This window comes from Enterobacter sp. Sphag1F, assembly GCF_014193275.1.
In the GTDB taxonomy this organism is placed as follows: domain Bacteria; phylum Pseudomonadota; class Gammaproteobacteria; order Enterobacterales; family Enterobacteriaceae; genus Pantoea; species Pantoea symbiotica.
Map to the genome: position 1 here is coordinate 105,998 of NZ_JACHZD010000006.1, position 17,797 is coordinate 123,794.

Annotated in this window: 15 protein-coding genes and 2 pseudogenes; 11 read left to right on the forward strand and 6 right to left on the reverse strand. The window is 50.3% G+C overall.

Translation table 11 applies throughout. From position 1 onward, the window contains the following. The first annotated feature begins 1 nt into the window (after position 1). Positions 2-559 carry an undecaprenyl-diphosphatase gene (locus FHW71_RS18785; RefSeq protein WP_286176351.1) on the forward strand — a complete coding sequence of 186 codons (558 nt, stop codon included), beginning with the start codon at positions 2-4 and terminating at the stop codon, positions 557-559. Between the two features lie 9 nt (positions 560-568). Then, positions 569-1,321, forward strand: a complete 753-nt coding sequence (locus tag FHW71_RS18790; RefSeq protein ID WP_179452728.1) for a phosphatase PAP2 family protein — start codon at positions 569-571, stop codon at positions 1,319-1,321. A gap of 399 nt (positions 1,322-1,720) precedes the next feature. On the opposite strand, the gene FHW71_RS18795 is transcribed toward FHW71_RS18790, so the two are convergent. Then, entirely contained in the window at positions 1,721-2,815 is a 1,095-nt protein-coding gene (locus FHW71_RS18795; protein ID WP_179452727.1) for an ABC transporter substrate-binding protein, read from the reverse strand. Between the two features lie 47 nt (positions 2,816-2,862). Beyond that, complete coding sequence (locus FHW71_RS18800; RefSeq protein ID WP_179452726.1) at positions 2,863-4,986, reverse strand: TonB-dependent siderophore receptor; 2,124 nt, start codon at positions 4,984-4,986, stop codon at positions 2,863-2,865. A gap of 405 nt (positions 4,987-5,391) precedes the next feature. Here FHW71_RS18800 and FHW71_RS18805 point away from each other — a divergent pair, with 405 nt between their 5' ends. The 4 genes and pseudogenes from FHW71_RS18805 to FHW71_RS18820 all read left to right on the forward strand — a co-directional run. Continuing rightward, positions 5,392-6,303 carry a MurR/RpiR family transcriptional regulator gene (locus tag FHW71_RS18805; protein WP_179452725.1) on the forward strand — a complete coding sequence of 304 codons (912 nt, stop codon included), beginning with the start codon at positions 5,392-5,394 and terminating at the stop codon, positions 6,301-6,303. A gap of 14 nt (positions 6,304-6,317) precedes the next feature. Beyond that, positions 6,318-6,986, forward strand: a complete 669-nt coding sequence (gene fetA / locus FHW71_RS18810) for an iron ABC transporter ATP-binding protein FetA (RefSeq protein ID WP_179452724.1) — start codon at positions 6,318-6,320, stop codon at positions 6,984-6,986. Then, positions 6,973-7,734: an iron export ABC transporter permease subunit FetB gene (gene fetB, locus FHW71_RS18815; RefSeq protein ID WP_154156813.1), complete on the forward strand. Its 762-nt coding sequence runs from the start codon at positions 6,973-6,975 to the stop codon at positions 7,732-7,734. The genes fetA and fetB overlap by 14 nt, the downstream gene beginning before the upstream one ends. A 22-nt stretch (positions 7,735-7,756) precedes the next feature. Beyond that, positions 7,757-7,936: pseudogene (locus FHW71_RS18820) on the forward strand (NADH:flavin oxidoreductase/NADH oxidase); the annotation flags it as partial. Positions 7,937-8,025: 89 nt separating this feature from the next. Here FHW71_RS18820 and FHW71_RS18825 read toward each other — a convergent pair. The 3 genes from FHW71_RS18825 to FHW71_RS18835 all read right to left on the reverse strand — a co-directional run bounded on the left by FHW71_RS18825 (position 8,026) and on the right by FHW71_RS18835 (position 10,811). Beyond that, the gene (locus FHW71_RS18825) at positions 8,026-8,301 is read right to left on the reverse strand and encodes a hypothetical protein (RefSeq protein WP_179452723.1); all 276 of its coding nucleotides are present in this window, start codon (positions 8,299-8,301) and stop codon (positions 8,026-8,028) included. Positions 8,302-8,407: 106 nt separating this feature from the next. Further along, positions 8,408-9,391 (reverse strand): aldo/keto reductase, encoded by a 984-nt coding sequence (locus FHW71_RS18830; RefSeq protein ID WP_179452800.1) that lies wholly within the window; start codon positions 9,389-9,391, stop codon positions 8,408-8,410. 325 nt (positions 9,392-9,716) lie between these two features. Next, positions 9,717-10,811, reverse strand: a complete 1,095-nt coding sequence (locus FHW71_RS18835) for an NADH:flavin oxidoreductase/NADH oxidase (protein ID WP_179452722.1) — start codon at positions 10,809-10,811, stop codon at positions 9,717-9,719. A gap of 180 nt (positions 10,812-10,991) precedes the next feature. Here FHW71_RS18835 and FHW71_RS18840 point away from each other — a divergent pair, with 180 nt between their 5' ends. The 5 genes and pseudogenes from FHW71_RS18840 to FHW71_RS18860 all read left to right on the forward strand — a co-directional run. After that, positions 10,992-11,900, forward strand: a complete 909-nt coding sequence (locus tag FHW71_RS18840; RefSeq protein ID WP_179452721.1) for an AraC family transcriptional regulator — start codon at positions 10,992-10,994, stop codon at positions 11,898-11,900. Positions 11,901-12,144: 244 nt separating this feature from the next. Then, positions 12,145-13,617: an OmpA family protein gene (locus FHW71_RS18845; protein WP_179452720.1), complete on the forward strand. Its 1,473-nt coding sequence runs from the start codon at positions 12,145-12,147 to the stop codon at positions 13,615-13,617. Between the two features lie 15 nt (positions 13,618-13,632). Next, a complete protein-coding gene (locus FHW71_RS18850) occupies positions 13,633-15,207 on the forward strand; it encodes a hypothetical protein (protein WP_179452719.1) in 1,575 nt (524 codons plus the stop codon). Positions 15,208-15,211: 4 nt separating this feature from the next. After that, positions 15,212-16,048, forward strand: a complete 837-nt coding sequence (locus tag FHW71_RS18855; protein WP_179452718.1) for a hypothetical protein — start codon at positions 15,212-15,214, stop codon at positions 16,046-16,048. Positions 16,049-16,290: 242 nt separating this feature from the next. Beyond that, a pseudogene (locus FHW71_RS18860) lies at positions 16,291-16,449 on the forward strand (HNH endonuclease); the annotation flags it as partial. Between the two features lie 119 nt (positions 16,450-16,568). Here FHW71_RS18860 and FHW71_RS18865 read toward each other — a convergent pair. Further along, positions 16,569-17,591 carry a restriction endonuclease gene (locus tag FHW71_RS18865; protein ID WP_179452717.1) on the reverse strand — a complete coding sequence of 341 codons (1,023 nt, stop codon included), beginning with the start codon at positions 17,589-17,591 and terminating at the stop codon, positions 16,569-16,571. Between the last annotated feature and the right edge of the window lie 206 nt (positions 17,592-17,797).

Below are 17,797 nucleotides of genomic sequence, written 5' to 3' on the forward strand. Positions count from 1 at the left end.
TATGATTAACGCACCGGCTCATGCCTCGAGCTTATTACTAACATTAGGGAATATCTGCGCCTCCTGGTTGATTTTTATTTTCCCGCTGAGCTTGCTGGTCTATTGGTTTAGCTTTAAGCCGGAAAATCAACGCGTGGCAATGCAGGCGCTTACCGCTGGCATCGTGGCATTGTGCGTAAATATAGTTATCGGTTATTTCTTCCCGCATCCACGGCCGTTTATGGTGCCGATTGGTCACACTTTCCTTAGTCATGGTGCTGATGCCTCTTTCCCGAGCGATCATATGACGCTGGCCTGCGCCATTACCTTCAGTTTGCTGTTCAGCAGGAAAATACAGGCTGGCTTGAGCCTGTTGCTGCTGAGTCTGTTTATCGCCTGGGGACGTATTTATATGGGCGTGCATTTCCCGGCCGATATGCTGGGTTCATTCACGGTGGCGTTATTGTGTTGCTGGAGCGTGAAAAAAGCAGAAAACCATTTAGACCCGCTATTTTCTCACCTTTATCGACTGAATAATTTCCTCTTCGGTCATCTGCGGATTAACCGGGAAAAAAGTTGAGTCGCTATCATGGTGATTGAAACCAGGCGAATTATTCGCAATCCCTATCTCTTATTAATTGTCTGTTGTGCGGTGCTGCTTGGTATTCCGCTCAGTGCATGGGTGCTGCACTGGAATTGGAATGCCAGCCAGCAGTCAGCGGGGCTTTTTGGCTTTTATCTACTGACGCAAACTGTTTCACGACCCTATGGCATGATTACCGCCGCTTTGTTGGTGGGCGCGCTGATCTATGCATTGCGTATTCGCAAAGCCGAATGGTTTAAATATGCTGTGGTGTTATTACTGCCGATTATTTTGGGTCAGTTAGCCGTGAATATGATTAAGAGAACTACGCCTGAACCACGGCCTTATATAGTGTGGTTGAGCCAAACAGACAGCGAGATAGACCGTCATTTTTATCAGGTGGATAGTGCAGAGCGGCAGGCAATGTTGAGTAAGCGGTTAGAGAGCATCAGCGTTATCCCGCAGTGGCAGAAGCAGCATTGGCTAAATCAAACCGATTCAGCCTTTCCGTCGGGGCATACGGTGTTTGCTGCCACCTGGGCGCTGATGGCGGTGAGTTTACTGCTCGCGCGCGGGAAAAGGCTGTTGGCCACGATCATCATGCTGTGGGCGATGGGCGTGATCATCAGCCGTCTTTTATTGGGCATGCATTGGCCCGGCGATCTCTTTACCTCAATCATGATTGCGTTTTATTTGAGTCTTCCTGCGGTTTATTTTCTGTGTCGTGAGGGAAGCAGAAGAAAAGCGCCATCTCTTTAAACGTTACTCAAAGCGATAATTTCATTTGCGCCAGTTTATCGAAGCCCACCGAACAGAAAGGAAAGGGGAGGATGACAAATTTGTCATGTAACTCATGCAGGCAAAAAAAAACGCCACAGCGTGGCGTTTTTAGGCAGAGAACCAAAGGGTGAGAAAACTCACCACGGCGAAGGCGCTAACCGCAACCGCCGCATATTCACTGAATGGTCGGGACATCATCAATCTCATCGAAATTTCCTCTTAAGGTGAGGCTATTTTCATTAATGAAGATTAAGTGAACCTTAGGTTGATGAGTGAGGTGGCGGAAATTTGTAGCCATTGTGTTGATGGCGGCCAGGTGCGCATAAATGCGCACCCTACGAAACCTGTAGGGTCGCCATTCATGGCGACCGTTTTAACTTATTGATTATGCGTCCAATAAGTTCCCGTTTCAGGCAGTGGTAGAAACTGTTGGTTCATCTCCTTTAGCGTCTCTTCCGGCGAGAGATCTTGAAAAAGCGTGGGATGAAATGTTTTGGCGAAAAATTCCGCCACCAGCAAGTGCCACGGACTCATGTAAAAGTTCTGCCAAAATGCATAGGCGCGCTGCTGTTGCACCGCCGATAACACCGAAACGGTCGCATCGCTGGAAAGGGCATGCAGGAAGCTTGCACGGGCGGCAGCGGCATTCACTTGCGGTCCGAGCTGCAAAAAGCCGGGTTCGCTGGGTGCTGCTGAACCGGTGGCGATATAGATAGCCGGATTGGCCGCGATAACCGCTTCTGGATTGAGCTGCCCAAACACTGCCGGGAAGCGTCCGGCCGCGATATTGTCGCCACCGGCAAACGCGATCAAATCAGCCAGGTTGCCATGCGCCACGGTAGTACAACATTCAGCCTTTTTACCGAGGTGTAACTGCAACATCACTCTGGGACGCTCGCCCTGATAGCTCGCCAGACGTTCACGAATGCGCTGCATATGCTGCTGGTAAAACGCAATAAAGCGTTCGCTTTTCGCCTCATCGTTTAATGCTGCACCCAGCGTGCGCAGGCTGCTCACTGTGTTTTTCAGCGGATCAACGCGAAAATCGAGAAACAGCACCGGAATGCTTGCCGCCGCCAACTGCTGCATAAAGGCTGAGTTATTCGGCGGCGTGCGCGCATACACCGGCAAAATCACCAGATCCGGTTGCAGGGCGATGATTTTTTCCACGTTCAGTTGGGTAAAGTTGGAGTTACCGATTTGCGTGATATTGGCGATCTGCGGAAAGGCTTTAACGTAGCGATCCCAGGTTTGCTTATCAAGATTGTGCAGATCAGCAGGCCAGCCCACCACGCGTTTAGCGGGATTTCCCTCTTCTACCAGCGCCAGCGTATAGATCATCCGGCTTTCACCAATCACCAGACGCTGTGGATTATCCGGCACCTCAACCTGGCGGCCTAAACTGTCGGTGAGCAATTTGCCCTGAGCGAGCCAAGGCAGAAACAGCAGTAAAGCCAGCAATATTCGTCTCATTATTCTGCTCTCTGATGGCTCCGCCCACGACGGCGGAGCGAATCATGTTAGAAATCGACTGACGCCTGCAGATACATCACGCGCGGCTCACCTTCAATGACGCGCAGATTACCGGCGCTGGATTCGTAATATTCACGGTTAAGCAGATTCTTCACGTTCAGCTTCAACTGCGTATGTTTACCGATCAGCTGACTATCCCAGGCGATAAAGGCATCCGCCACGGTATAAGCCGGCATCACAAAGCTGTTTTCCGGATCGCCTGCCCGCGTACCGACATAACGTCCGCCGCCGCCGAGGCGCAATTCACCCGGCAACCATGAGAAGCGCAGCGTGTGGCTCAGATACAAACTGCCCATGTTGGTTGGGGCATTCACAAGGCGGTTGCCGACGTTGTCTGGGTTCACGTTGTCCGCCACGATTTCGGTTTTGTCGTAGCTGTAGTTGGCGATCAGATTCCAGTCCGGCGTAATTTCACCGTTGATCTCCAGTTCAGCGCCGGTTGAGCGCGCTTTCGGGATATTACGCGTCACGCCGTTGATGAAAATCGACATATCGGTCTCATCAATGCGATACAGCGCCAGGGTTGCGGCCAGATTCGGCGCCACTTGCCACTTTGATCCCACTTCCCAGGTGCTGCCTTTTTCGGTTGATGCCACATCGCCGTTATCATCGGTTTGCGTCGAAGGCGTAAACGATTTGCTGTAGCTGCCATACAGCGACACGTCCGGTAAAACCTTATACACCACGCCAACTTGCGGCATGAAGGCGTTACCGCGATCGTTGAGCGTTGTCTCTGGATTTATAAAGCCATTACTGGAAGTTTGCGTATAGCGTTGGAATCTGCCTCCCAAAACGGCAATCCATTTGTCGGTGAGATGGATGCTGTCTTTAGCAAACAGCGAACGGCTATACAGATTAGTGCGCAGGTTGCTGATGCTGTCGTTGTAGGTGCTGTCGCTGAGAATCGGTTCCTCACCGTAAACCGGATCGTACATATTGAAGCTGCGTGAAACGCTGCCGCGATAGGATCGCGCTTTGTAGGTTTCATTCTGCTCATAATCGACGCCCAGCAGCAGGTCATGTTGCATACCCGCAAGGGTTGGCGACCCACTAATGTCCCAGGATACGTATTCGGTTTGATGGTTGAAACCACGGTTGGCATCGGCACGACGCGAGACAATGCCGGTGCTGGTGTTAATAGCGGTGGCTCGCACTTCGTTGCTGTCATAACGGCGCTGCATCCAGCCGTAATTGAGGTGTGTTTCCCAAACGTCATCGAGGTTATAGCCGTAGCTCACGTTGAGGCGTTTGTTTTTGCCCCATGCATGGTTGGCGTAGTCGTCCAGACGGCGGTTATAGGGAATATCAACCGGTTTGCCGCCAATAAATGCCGTGCCACGGTCGTAAGGCACATCATATTTATACTCGACGTAACTGACGTTGAAGTTGGCACGATCGCCGTACCAGCTTAGCGAAGGGGCCAGCAGCGTGTGTTCATTGACACCAAAATTGCGCCAGTAATCCTCGCGCTGTCGCTCAGTCACCATGCGGAAGGCGAAACCGTTGCCAAGTGGCCCGGTGACATCGACCATGCCGGTGCCGCCGCCGAAGCTGCTGGATTCACCGCTGATATGCGTATTCCATTGGTACTGCGGCTTTTTACTCACCAGATTGATGATGCCGCCGGGATTGAGAATGCCGTACAACAGTGATGAAGATCCTTTCAGCACTTCGACATGATCGATGCTGGAGTCCATGGTCAATCCCTGATTGCTGCGCACGCCATCAATGAAAATTGAACCATCGGTGTTGGAGCCGAATCCGCGTTTAACGAAGCCATCTTCGGTGCCGCCTAGCGTGTTGCCCTGCGTCACGCCGCTGACAAACTTCACCGCATCATTGAGGCTGGTGACCTGATAATCCTTCATTACCTGCGGTGTCACCACGCTGATGGATTGTGGTGTTTCACTGCGCGGCGTCGCGGTGCGTAACGTGGCTGCCGCGTCATCCTGGTTATAACTGCTGGTGGAAGAGGGCTGATCGGCCGTGACGGTTAAAGTTTGATCGGCTGCAGCGGCAGAAGCGCTATACAGCAAGGTCGAAGCCAGTAAAACCTGAGAGCCAGAGAGCGTATATTTTACCGCTGGTGAAAAACAACAAAGACACTTCATTAGTTTAAATCCGCATCAAAATAGGAATATTAAGAAGCGCAGATAGTAATGAGATTGATTTTCATTTACAACAAAATTGTGGCGCTAATTTAGCAGGTTATGGTTTTTTTAAATAATTAATGGGTTTGCATCAGATGTTGGAAGATTTATAATCTGCAATATGAAAATATAATGTAGCTATAAAATTCTTTGTTATTCATGTCATTATTGTTATTTTGTAGTAGTCGATGTAGTTTTATTGTCATTATTTTATTTTCACTACATTATTGTCTTGTCGGCAAAGGATATGGTTTCCTGACTTGGTTTTTAAATCTGTTCAATTATTTTAACTATTTAAGGTTTTCTTAATCCTCGCGCCAATAATAGGGTTTTTACGGCGCATTAATTTACAGGTGTTTATCTGCCGTGACCGATTCCACGCCAAAAACCAGTAAACGACCTTACGATCTCTACGGTGAACGTTTCCATGCCTGCAAGCATCAACTCACTCCACGTCTGTTAAAGGTTGCGCACTATATTCATCAGCATCGCAGTGCGGTGCTGGACAAAACCGCACTCGGCATTGCGATCGATACGCAAACCTCTGATGCCACAGTGATTCGCGCGATTCAGGCGCTGGGCTTCTCCGGGTATCGCGATCTCAAAATTGTCATTAGCGAATACCTTGGCGTCACACGGCGTTCCCCTGCGCGTGTAGCCTCAACGGTAAATGAACTGGCGCAGGACGCCAAAGGCAGCATCGATTTTGTGCTGGATAGTTATCGCATCAGCTGTGAAATGCTGGCGGCACCCGGCAATCGTCAGGCGATTCAACAGGCAATTGATCTGCTGCAACAGGCTGAACGTGTGGCGATTTTCGGCATTGGCGCATCAGCGATTCTGGCGGATTACACCGCGCGGCTGTTCAAACGCAATGGCACCTCGGCGTATGTGCTGAACCACACTGGCATTGCGCTGAGCGAACAGATTGCCGAAATGCGCCACGCGGATGTGCTGATCATGCTGGCGCAGAGCAGCGCGCACCCGGAAGGCATGGTTACGCTGGCGGAAGCACAGCGGCTGGGCATCAAGATTGTCCTGCTGACGGCGGCCACCGATTCGATTTTTGCCCAGCATGCCGATGTGATGATTGAAATTCCCCGTAGCCGTTCCGCCGACAAAATGCCGGTGCATGCTACGCCGATGATCTGCCTGGAGATCTTAGTGTTAGGATTGGCCGCTGCCGCACCGGTCGCCACCATGAACAGCATGAGCAAGCTGTATGAAATCAGTAACGCTTTGACGCGCCCCGGCGCGCGCAAATCCCGAACGCCCTAATTTTGGAAGCAAATATGATCACCGATTTTCCCTTGCTGGATGTGCAAGGCGTAACCTTTTCCCTGCAGGGGCGCACGCTGCTGGCGCCCGTTTCGCTGCAACTCAACGCGGGAGAAAGGCTGTTGCTGACCGGTCCTTCGGGCAGCGGTAAAAGCACCTTGCTGAAGATTCTCGCCTCGCTTCTTGAACCGAGCGGCGGGAAGATCCTGTTTAAGAACCAGAATATTGCCAGCTTGAAAACCGAACATTATCGGCAACAGGTTTCCTATTGTTTCCAGACACCGCAACTGTTCGGCGACACGGTGTACGACAACCTGGCGCTGCCGTGGCACATCCGCCAGCAGAAACCGCCGCGCGACAAGCTGGTCGCGTCACTTGCCGATGTGCATTTGGCTGCTGACATGCTCGATAAAAAAATCGAGCAGCTGTCGGGCGGCGAGAAGCAGCGCGTAGGCTTGCTGCGCAACCTGCAATTTCTGCCGCAGGTGCTGCTGCTGGATGAAGTCACCAGCGCATTAGATGAAGAGAATAAAGTGATCATCAACGCATTGATTGATTCGCTGGTGCGCGAGAAGCATATCGCCGTGATCGGCATCAGCCACGATGGGCAAGAGATTCGCGAGGCAAAACAGGTGCTGAAACTTGAGGCACCAGAGCAGGGAGCGATCGATGAGCCAGCATAACATTACCGACAGCTCGCTCTTACTCTCGCTGCTGCTGGTGGTGATTGCGCTGCTGATCAGCCAGAAAGAGAAGCTCGGCATGAGCAAAGACATCATCTGGAGCGTGTGCCGCGCCATTATCCAACTGGTGATCGTTGGCTATGTGCTCAAGTCGATCTTTGACCTGAATAATGACTGGCTTACCGTGCTGATGGTGCTGTTTATCTGCGTCAATGCGGCGCTCAACGCGCGCAAGCGCAGCCTCAACATCAGCAACGGTTTCGTTATCTCGTTTGTGGCGATTACCACCGGCACCACGCTGACTTTGACCATCCTGCTGCTTAGCGGTGCCATCGAATTTATCCCGATGCAGGTGATTCCAATCTCCGGGATGATCGCAGGCAACGCAATGGTGGCGGTGGGCCTCTGTTTCAGCAATCTCAACCAACGCTTTAGCGATAACCGGCAAAAAATTCAGGAGATGCTGAGCCTGGGCGCACCGGTAAAAATGGCGTCGGCGCGCTTTATTCGCGACAGCATCCGCGCGGCGATGATTCCCACCGTTGATGGCGCCAAAACCGTGGGATTGGTGAGCTTGCCGGGCATGATGTCAGGGCTGATTTTTGCCGGTATCGATCCGGTAAAGGCGATTAAGTACCAGATTATGGTGACTTTTATGCTGATTGGCACGGCAAGTTTATCCACTATTATCGCCGCCTATTTAGCCTATCGTCGTCTATATACCGCGCGGGCGCAGCTGAAGTTCTGATCTGAAATTTTACAGCGCAGCGATTGCCAATCAAACCATCGAAAAAGGCCAGCTTGATTTGGTGATGGTGGGGCGCGCGCACCTGAAAAACCCGAACTGGGCATATCAGGCCGCGCTGGCACTGGATAAGAGAGAACCTTCCTGGGTGCTGCCCGCGCCTTACGCGCACTGGCTGGAGCGCTATCGGGTGAGTGAGGGCTAAAACCCCATGTAACCAGGTGCGCATGAATGCGTACCCTACAAAATCCTCGTAGGGTCGCCATTCATGGCGACCGATCCTCAGGACTTAGCTTACTTGTACGTAACCTCAATGATTTTAACGTGGTTAACCGATTTAACGCTCACGGTTCCCAGTTGATACGGCAGCGTTTGTTGTGACTGATTGAGCGCAATCGTACGCACTTTATCAACACCTTGGCGAGTGCAGGTCACTGAAGTCCCTTGCTGTTGAGTGGTCGTAGTACAGGCCGGTTCAACAATCGCACCACTGAAGTAAATCGTGCCACTCTCCGCCATCGCTGGTTGCAGCAGCATCAGGCCTGCCAATAAAACCAAGACTTTACACATAGGCTATCCTCCAGAACGTCTAAAAGGATTTTCGTCCTCTTATGTTTAAACTTTAGAGGATAAGAAGCGACTTAGGAAAAGTCTTGGGTATTAGGCGCTGGAGTGCTTATGACGGCGGCTGAACGATCTGCATTTGTTGATTGTTCATCCGCCCACCGTGGACTTTCAAGGCAGACAGCGCCGTATTCATTTCGCTTAATTCTGCTGGCGTAAATTGGATACTCACCGCGCTCAGATTTTCATGGAGATGATTGATGTTTCTGGTACCAGGAATCGGCACAATCCAGGGTTTCTGCGCCAGCAACCATGCAAGGGCAATCTGCGAAGACGTGGCATTTTTTTCCGCAGCGATTTTTCTTAGCAGATGCAAAAACGGCTGATTGGCTGCCAGATTTTCAGGTGAGAAGCGATCAAAGCCAGCCCGCAGATCTTTGCTCGCATCAAAATGGGATTGCGCGTTCAGTGTTCCGGTTAAATACCCCATTCCAACCGGTCCCCAGGGAACAAATCCAATACCCAATGCTTCACAGGTCTGCAGAACGCCATTGTGTTCCGTATCGCGGTTCATTACCGAATACTCTGTCTGGACGGCCGTTACGGCCTGAACAGCATGGGCGCGGCGAATGGTTTCAGGGCTGGCTTCGGAAAGACCAAAATGCAGGATTTTTCCTTCGCTAATCAGATCTTTGATGGTGCCGGCGACGTCTTCTATCGGCACATTCGGATCAACCCGATGCTGATAATAGAGATCAATTCGATCGGTTTTCAGTCGGCGAAGCGATTCCTCAACAACCTGACGAATATGCTGAGGCTGGCTGTTTAGTCCACCGTTTTTGATATCAAAACCAAATTTACTGGCAATGATGACCTGATCACGAATTGGCGCTAATGCTTCTCCAACTAACTCTTCATTGGTATAGGGACCATACACTTCCGCCGTATCGAAGAACGTAACGCCCTTATCATGAGCTTCCCGCAGCGTGCGGATACCCTGATGACGGTCGGCCGCCGGACCGTAATTGGCACTGATGCTCATGCAGCCTGCACCCAGTGCTGAAACGGTAAGATTACCGAGTTTGCGCGTTGACATAATCTCTCCTGCTTGCGATGAATCGTTATTGTTCTGTGCCCCGGAAGCGACAGATGTGGAGGCGCCCCACGATAGCGAGCTGACCGCCATACCCGCGCTTAGTAACGCTGTCCGGGATATAAAACTGCGTCGACTGATTGTTTCAGGCGACGTTGAGAATGCCTCAGCCGAAGCGTCGAACTTGTCTAGTTTCATGGTGATCTCCAGAGGATGAATGACGTTAAGCTGCAGCGCATAAATCCGCACCCTACGAAAAACGCGCCAGTCCTTTGTAGGGTCGCCATTTATGGTGACCGAGAAAGCTTACTGACGAGCATTAGGGAAATTATTCCGCCCAATTCTTCAGCCAGTACGCATAAGGCACTGGCAGCACTGACTCTGGTGAGCTGATATTAAGGTCGCCTGCTGCCTGGAAAACCCAGTGCGGATTGGCCAAAAGCGTGCGGGCAAAAAACACCAGATCAAGTTTTGCATCCTGGATAAAGTCGTTAGCATCGCTGGCTCTGGTGATCATCCAACTGGTTGCTACCGGAATTCCGCTTTCTCTGCGCACCCGTTCAGCGTAGGGAACCATGAAATTTGGCCCCCAAGGTACCTGCTCGTCGGGAGTTGAGAGCGCCAACCCAACATCAATAAAGTCGATGCCGGCTTTTTTCAGCCATCGAATGACTTCCAGAGATTCAGCAAAGCTGTGTTCAGGACAGGCATCAAATTCGATGACGCCGAGCCGAGCGGTGAGTGGCAGGTGTGCAGGCCAGACGGACTTTACGGCCTCAACAACATCAAGCATAAAGCGGGCGCGGTTGGCTAAAGAGCCGCCGTATTGATCTTCACGAAGGTTGGTTTTTGATGAAAGGAATGTTTGAGCCATAAAGCCGTGGGCAAAATGCAGTTCAAGCCATTCAAATCCAGCTTCCGCCGCACGCCGCGCGGCCTCTCTGAAAGCATGAATGGTGTGCTTGATTTCCTCTAAAGACATCTCATGAGGAACGTAATCACTGTCTTGCACATAGGGCACTGCGCTGGCAGCAACCGGAATCCATGCCTTGGGATCCTGTTGATCCAAAGGCGCGCCACCTAGCCACGGAGGAGTGCATCCCGCTTTTCTACCCGCATGCCCAAGCTGAATCCCCGCTACCGCACCGGCTTGTTTGATGGCTGAGGCAACCGAGGCTAATCCTACAGTATGAGCATCGCTCCACAGGCCCAGGTCACCCGGTGTAATACGTCCTTCAGGCAAAACGGCGGTTGCCTCTACGATGAGTAAACCCACGCCTCCGTTTGCCAACATTGAATAATGTGACTTGTGCCAGTCGTTAATGAGTCCACCGTCAGCCTGATATTGGCACATCGGCGAGGCAACGATTCTGTTGCGAAGGGTAATATCTTTAAGCGTGTAGGAATCAAATAAACCAGGCATTTTTAGTCTCGGCTCTTCAGATTAAGTGTTGAGCCATTATGGGGCGGCTTTGGCTCGCCAGGCTTGTCAGATCTGCCGAGAGAATTGCCTAAAACGACGCATGTACCTCGAAGAGTACATATTGAATTCTACTGATGATAAAATCGCCGTATTCAATTTTGGGGCGTTTGGTGGGCTTTAATGGTCGATAGTAATTTGAATGCTGGCGTTGGGGATTTGGCTGCGCTGATTAGCAGGATTGCCCAAAACGAGGGGGATCACTCAACCGCTATAGCTTCACTCTCGGTTCATCGCCGCAATATGGCAACGTTGCCCGTGCACTGTATTTATCAGATGGGTTTAGGTGTGGTGGTGCAGGGCGCAAAAGAGATCATGCTGGCGGGGAAACCGACGCATTACAGTGCGGGCGAATCTCTGCTCACCACCATCGATTTGCCGGTGGTATCGCATGTGACTCGGGCTAGCCAGCGCGAGCCTTTTCTAGGCTTGATGTTAACCTTTGATGCTCGCATGGTGGTGCAGATTGCCGCGCTGATGCCACCCGCCAAGTCCATTAAGGAAATACCACTCAATCCACTCTCTGTCGAACCTCTGGATGAGGGGTTGATTGATGCGTTAAGCCGCTTAATTAAGCTACTTGATGAGCCGGATTTGATGGCTCATCTTGAACCGCTTATCCAGCAAGAAATTGTGATGCGTTTATTAGCCAGCAACCACGGTCCACAGTTAAGACATATGGCGACTGCCGGTTCACCCAGTCAGAACATTTCCAGGATCGTTGGCTGGCTGAAGCAAAACTTCACGCGGCCTGTCAGCATGGAAGAACTGGCAGCGAATGCTTTTATGAGTCCATCGACGTTTCGTCAGCATTTTCGCGCTATGACCGGTGTCAGCCCTTTGCAATACCAGAAAAAGCTACGACTCCAGGAAGCCAGACAGCAGATGTTGAGCAAAAACCTCGATGCCAACAGCGCGGCGTTAATGGTTGGTTATGAGAGTGCATCGCAGTTCAGCCGTGAATACAGACGCGAGTTTGGCGAATCTCCGCAAAGAGATATCAAACGCATGCGTTTATCTGAAGAAGGATAAAGGGTATTCGCTGCCTATTGCCTGCGGTGATTGGATAATATCGCTAATCGTAATTTCTTTATAACCTCCCACAGTATCCAGTATTCGTCTTCTATCTCCTTGAATAAAAAAAATTAGCTTCGGACACCTAAAGTCATCGGCATTGCTGCCGATACAAACCTGTGAATTTTTTTTATCAATCAGTCTCAACCATTAATCATTGTTTCCTCCGCACGACAGAGGATTTTTCAATCAAGGATTTGATGTGAATTTACCCTTTTCTAAAAAAGCTGCATCCGTGTTGATCGCCGCTTCTCTGACTTCCAGTTGTGCCTCAATGAATGATTTTGCCCGTGATTACGGTACCGCTGCCGGTTGTATCGGCGGTGCCGCATTGGGCGGCGGCATTACTTACCTCGTCACTCATGATGCTAAGAAAGCGCTGGTGGGTGGACTGGCGGGCGGCGTGGCGGGATGCGTGGTCGGGAACGTTTGGCAGAATCGTGAACAGGCGCTGGCTAAAGTCGCCCAGGAAGAAAAAATTCGCATCAGCACTCAGGCACTCAAGGCGCAGGAGAACAGCAAGCAGGAGCCGGTGGGGATTGTTGCACAAGTTGAGGACGGCACCATGTTCGCCATCGACAGTGCCGAACTGACCAGCAGCGGCATGCGTCAGGTGCAAAAAATTGCTGCGGCGATGAAAGGCGGCCAGCAATCTTCCAGCGATGTTTTGCTGGTGGTTGGACATACGGACGCCACTGGCAACGCCGAACACAATCAGCAACTTTCTGAAGCGCGTGCCCGCAACGTTGGGCTGGTGCTGGAGCAAAGTGGCATCAAAGCCAGCCAGCTCTATTTCCAGGGCGTGGGTTCCTCACGTCCATTGGCGGATAACGATTCCATTTCGGGTCGGGCACAAAACCGCCGGGTTGAAATCGTGGCGTTAGCGAATGAAACGCTGCTGCGCCAACGTCTGGCGCTAGAGAGCAACAACCCACTCTATTTACGTCACAGCTCTGCGGCTGAAAGCACGCTGGCGCGCACTTCAACCACCAAGACGGCGCCACGTAAAACGAGCAAGAAGGCTGCGACACAAAACGCAGAAGTAAAAGCGCCGGAAGTGGTGACCCAACCGACACAAGCCATCGCTGAGAGCAATCCCGCTAACTTTGTTGATTTTGGTGGCAAGCCCACCAGCGCACAGGTCACGGGTCTCGCCAGCAACTTAAAGCCGCTGTCACAAGGTTTCAGCCTGATTAGCCAGGCGCAAGCCAGCAGCGTCAGCGGTAGCTGTCTCACCGATCTTCCTCGCGTCAGCGGACTGGCAAAGAATTTAGCCAGCGGTAAAGCCATCGACCAGCATGATACGCGCGAATATCTGCCCAATATGAACGGGCGCGCCTGGGCGGGATTGGTGAATGGCAACCTGGTAACTTTGACGCCGGTATTTGTTCTCAAAGACGGTGCAGTGGTGACGCAAAACCCACAAGTGCTGATCACGCCGAACTACGCGCAGGGTAATCGCAAAGCGCTGCAAGGCATGGCGAGTGTCGCCAACAGTTGGGAAGGGGAAGACAGCATTCTCTACCGCGTCTACATTGCCGATGCCCAGCAACAACCGATCTCCTGCGTCGACCTGTTGCTGCCAAAGTCGGGCAAGCCTGCGCAACAAGGACAACTTTTCTACAGCAACCATCGTCAGCCGTGGCTGGCCAATTACGCACCTCAGCGTGGATAAACGGATAACTCTCTTATGGAAATTTTAGATACTTTAATGCAGGCGATCGCTACCTATCGCTACATCTTCTGGCCGCTTTTCGGGTTGTTGGCGCTAACACTTGGCGTGATCAAATGGTGGGATCAAGTTCGTTACTTCTTCCTCAACCTGTTTTGTTCCCTACCGCTGTTTGGCCACATCACCCGTTTGTCGCGCAGCCATGAATCTCGCCGTGCAGGCACCGGTGGACGCATCTGGCATCCGGCAGAAGAAGCGTTGTGTGGCAAGTTCTATCAGTTTCATAGCATCTCCAACCGCGATGCCGATTTTTATCTGCGCTGCGTTAACTATCTGAACAAAGTGGATGAGCGAGGCCGCAAACCGACCAGCGTGGTGCTGTGGTTATGCAGCATCGCGCTCGTCATTCTGGAAGCCTTTATCTTTGCGCTGGTGCTGTCGCCATTCATTGCCAACAACATCTCTGCCAACCAGGCGGAGTTGTCGGCGATTGTGGTTTCGGTGCTGATTGGTGTGATTCTGGTGCCTGCAACCCATTTAATGGGCACGCAGTTACACAAAAATACGCTGTTGAGCAAAATCCGGTATTGGCATAAAGAAGCACGTCTGGAAGGCCATGCGCAGGCGCTGGTGAAAGATAACCGCGTCTCGCTGGAAAACAGCCGCATTGATGATGATGCGCCCAGCTATTTGCAAATGCTCAACCGTGTGAACCACGGTATTGGCGCAAAACCGCAATATGTCCAAACGGTGGTGACGCTGCTGTTGATCGTCACCTTCGCGGTAGGCGCCTATTTCATTCGTGCGGCAACCATCAATGCCGCCGAAACTCAGGCGGTTAATGGCACGCCATTTAGCCAGACCAGCGCGGCGAACAACGCTTCACCTTTTGAGTTGCCACAGCAAGCGGTGGAAGATAATCAGCAGGCTGATAAGCAAGCGGCGAAAGAGGTGAGTGACAACCGCGTGTTCGCTTCCAAATTAACCTTCATTATCCTGTCGGTGATTTTCATCGGCGTACAGATCATCGGAATTTTGATTGGTTATTACCGTTCTCTGGTCGGCATCGAATCGCGCCTGGCGGCGAAATATATCGGTAATTTCAGCAGCTCTGAAGAGTTTGCCGCGTGGTACGCCATGCGCCGTGAACGCGTGGAGCGTGATGCGCAAGATAAACTGGCGAGTTTGCAGAATCGTATGGCGATGCAGCGTGCCAGCAGCGCCAGCATTGCACAAACCGATGTGCGGACCTTTGATGACTACGTGCGCGGTAAGCAGCGCGATAAAGCGCTGGCTGACGATCAGCATCAGCAATTTAACGCCACGCGCGCAACCGTTGCTCCAGAGCGCCCGGTGCATCAGCCAGAACCGGCTTTGGTATTTGAACCCACAACGCCAACGCCTGCACCGGTGGCACTGGAAACGGCACCTGCTGCTAACGCCGATGAAAAAGCGCGCATTGCGGAATTGGGCGATTTGACAGCCTTAGATGATGAAGAACTGCGTTTAGTGGCTGAGGATTTGGGTCTGTCACTTGAAGCACTGCTCAGTCGTCGTAAAGTGCAGCGCGTGCTCAATAAGGCCAGAGGATAATTAGGTGAAGATCAGCAAATGGTGTTTGCTGCTGTTAGCCGGGGTGAGTGCCCTGGCGCAGGCTGCGGACCGCAACGATATTCCGAGCTGCTATGACTATGCCAAACTTAGTCAATATCGCCCGGCCAACAGCGGTCGTGAACTGGTGGTGATTATTGATCAAACGGTGAAAGTCCCCCTGGACATCAAGAATGCCAGCTGGCAGCAGATCATGCGCTTTAGCCAGCCCGGCGATCATGTGGTGCTGTATCAGTTTTCAGCGTTATTGCAGAACAATTTCATGCAGCGCTTATTTGATGGGCGTCTGGAGCCGTTACTCACGGACAAGAAAATCCGCGACAATCAAGGCATGGAGAGTTTGAAGAACCTCGACAAATGCCTGAGTGAGCAGAAGCAATATTTCGCGAGCGCGTTGGGCGGACTGATGGCAAAAAGTTTCGCTGAGAAGGGCGATAACATCGCTAAAAGCGAGATTCTCGATAGCCTTAAGCGCATCAGCCACGATCTTCAGCAGGATCAAAGCGCATCACGCACCTTGTTCCTCATCTCCGATATGCTGGAAAACAGTGCTTTCGATAGCTTCTACCGCAATAACGCCCTGCGTGTGCTCTCACCAGAGAAAGAGTTGCAGCAGGTTAAACAGCAGAATCTGTTAGCGGATTTTTCCGGCGCTAAGGTGTTTATTGCGGGTGCAGGGTTGATTGATACCGATGCGAAAAACAATTACCGCTCAGGGAAAATCATTCAGCAGCTTGAGATATTCTGGCGCGACTATTTTACTGCGTCGAATGCTGAGTTGGTGAGTTTTGGTGCACCGGCGTTGAATGTGGATTTGCAGTAAGTTGCTCAGAAATGATGTATTCACTGCCTTAGCGTCAGGCTAGGGCAGTGAATATGAGTCGCGACTTCGTCACCATAATGGTTTTATGGTGGATTACCCATGTTCACCTGCTCACTGTTGACCTGGACAAAGCGCTTTAATATCTCCCGCACCTGCATTGAAAGAATGTGTGCGTATGGCAAGGTCCGCTATGAGCGATTTGCGGACATTGCTAACAGCGCTTTGTGTCAATTAACCGGGAGCATTTCAACCACGGAAAAGGCTTTATCCATGTACATCATATTATGCCCTTGAACATGATAGGGAAACTTTATACGGTCAATCCAGAACATGATCTGATACCTTTATGTCCCAATTGCCATGCTATGGTACATCGCTTTAAAAACAATGAATTAGATTAAAAAAATGAAAGAACATCTATCATCGTGCAAATGATAATATCAAAGATCTACTCACCTTTTACCGCCATCAAGTAGCTGACATTAAATTCCTAGCGAGTAATCAACCTCAGTACCTGATACTAGTCGCCCATAAATACGCCTCTACCTACTCTACGTAATTCATTTAACCACTTAATAACCTTTTCCCTATTTACTTCTCTAATAGGATATTTTCTTGCTTTACAGATTTCTTGAGCACCAGGAGAAAATGATGATGTTGTTACAATTATTCCACCCTTAGCATTTTCATCAATAACATCTGCCCAGAGAGATTTTACCAACACCTTGTCAATTTTTGATTTTGTTCGTTTGCACTGAATAAGCTGAACGGGAGGTGCGCTGGCATCTGCATTAGGATGCCAAACTCGTACATCAATACCACCATCATTTCTTCCACTTCCTATCTCAACTTTATATCCTTTTCGTTCAAAGTACTCAGCAGTTAGTGCTTCGAACTGTCTCCAATGCATTGAACCTAGTTTATCAGTATTAATTGATAAATAGTTCAAATATCTTTGATCTATGAACCTTCCATACATTGCATCTAATGATTCACTCTCAAACAAGTCTTTAAGCTCAAGTGGTGATTCCCAATCAATTACTCTTGCGGAAAGCCAGTCCCAAGGGCTAGCTTCTTCACTATTTTTAATTAATTCAACGAGTCTATGTGCAATAATCAACGCTTCACTTCCAAACTGTATTTGGATATCTTCAAAGTATTGGCTTTCATTGAAATCGTTGAATATTGATTGTTTTCCTTTGTCAAAGTGAATCTCTCCAAGATAATATAATACTTGTTGGAAAAGTTTTCTCTTGCTTGGGTCACTCCTAAACTCTATCTCGAGCAATGTAGGTGCATGACCAATAAAGTCTTGCGATGTCACACCTAGGCGATACAAAAACTTTTGAAAAGTATCTTCAATGTGATTTGTTCTGATTCGACACAACTCCTCTTTCTGACTAGTGAAAACATTAAATAGTGGGTCATCTTTGTCTAAAAGTTGAATCATTTCCTTGTTATTGAGCGCTAGTCCTGACTTATAACCTATTCTATCGCTAAAAAATGACCTAAATGATGTGTTTATTGTAATCCATGTGCCCATTAAGCAATCCTCAAAGCATTAAGTTAGTTTCATTTACTTATATATTTAAAGCTATCCTTAAGGAAGTCTGATCCATTTCAAATGTATACTTAAGACTATCCATTAGTAATATAACAAACTCAGTAGAGGTACAACGTTTGCATAAAAAATATTGCAAGGTCCGCACTTGGCACGAACCAGACCTGATTCCCAAGGGCTGCTGAGAG

Excerpts from the sequence above, each read along its gene's own strand:
- FHW71_RS18785 (WP_286176351.1), top strand. The coding sequence starts at position 2 with ATGATTAACGCACCGGCTCATGCCTCGAGCTTATTACTAACATTAGGG.
- FHW71_RS18790 (WP_179452728.1), top strand. The coding sequence starts at position 569 with ATGGTGATTGAAACCAGGCGAATTATTCGCAATCCCTATCTCTTATTA.
- FHW71_RS18795 (WP_179452727.1), bottom strand. The coding sequence starts at position 2,815 with ATGAGACGAATATTGCTGGCTTTACTGCTGTTTCTGCCTTGGCTCGCT.
- FHW71_RS18800 (WP_179452726.1), bottom strand. The coding sequence starts at position 4,986 with ATGAAGTGTCTTTGTTGTTTTTCACCAGCGGTAAAATATACGCTCTCT.
- fetA (WP_179452724.1), top strand. The coding sequence starts at position 6,318 with ATGATCACCGATTTTCCCTTGCTGGATGTGCAAGGCGTAACCTTTTCC.
- fetB (WP_154156813.1), top strand. The coding sequence starts at position 6,973 with ATGAGCCAGCATAACATTACCGACAGCTCGCTCTTACTCTCGCTGCTG.
- FHW71_RS18825 (WP_179452723.1), bottom strand. The coding sequence starts at position 8,301 with ATGTGTAAAGTCTTGGTTTTATTGGCAGGCCTGATGCTGCTGCAACCA.
- FHW71_RS18830 (WP_179452800.1), bottom strand. The coding sequence starts at position 9,391 with ATGTCAACGCGCAAACTCGGTAATCTTACCGTTTCAGCACTGGGTGCA.
- FHW71_RS18835 (WP_179452722.1), bottom strand. The coding sequence starts at position 10,811 with ATGCCTGGTTTATTTGATTCCTACACGCTTAAAGATATTACCCTTCGC.
- FHW71_RS18840 (WP_179452721.1), top strand. The coding sequence starts at position 10,992 with ATGGTCGATAGTAATTTGAATGCTGGCGTTGGGGATTTGGCTGCGCTG.
- FHW71_RS18850 (WP_179452719.1), top strand. The coding sequence starts at position 13,633 with ATGGAAATTTTAGATACTTTAATGCAGGCGATCGCTACCTATCGCTAC.
- FHW71_RS18865 (WP_179452717.1), bottom strand. The coding sequence starts at position 17,591 with ATGGGCACATGGATTACAATAAACACATCATTTAGGTCATTTTTTAGC.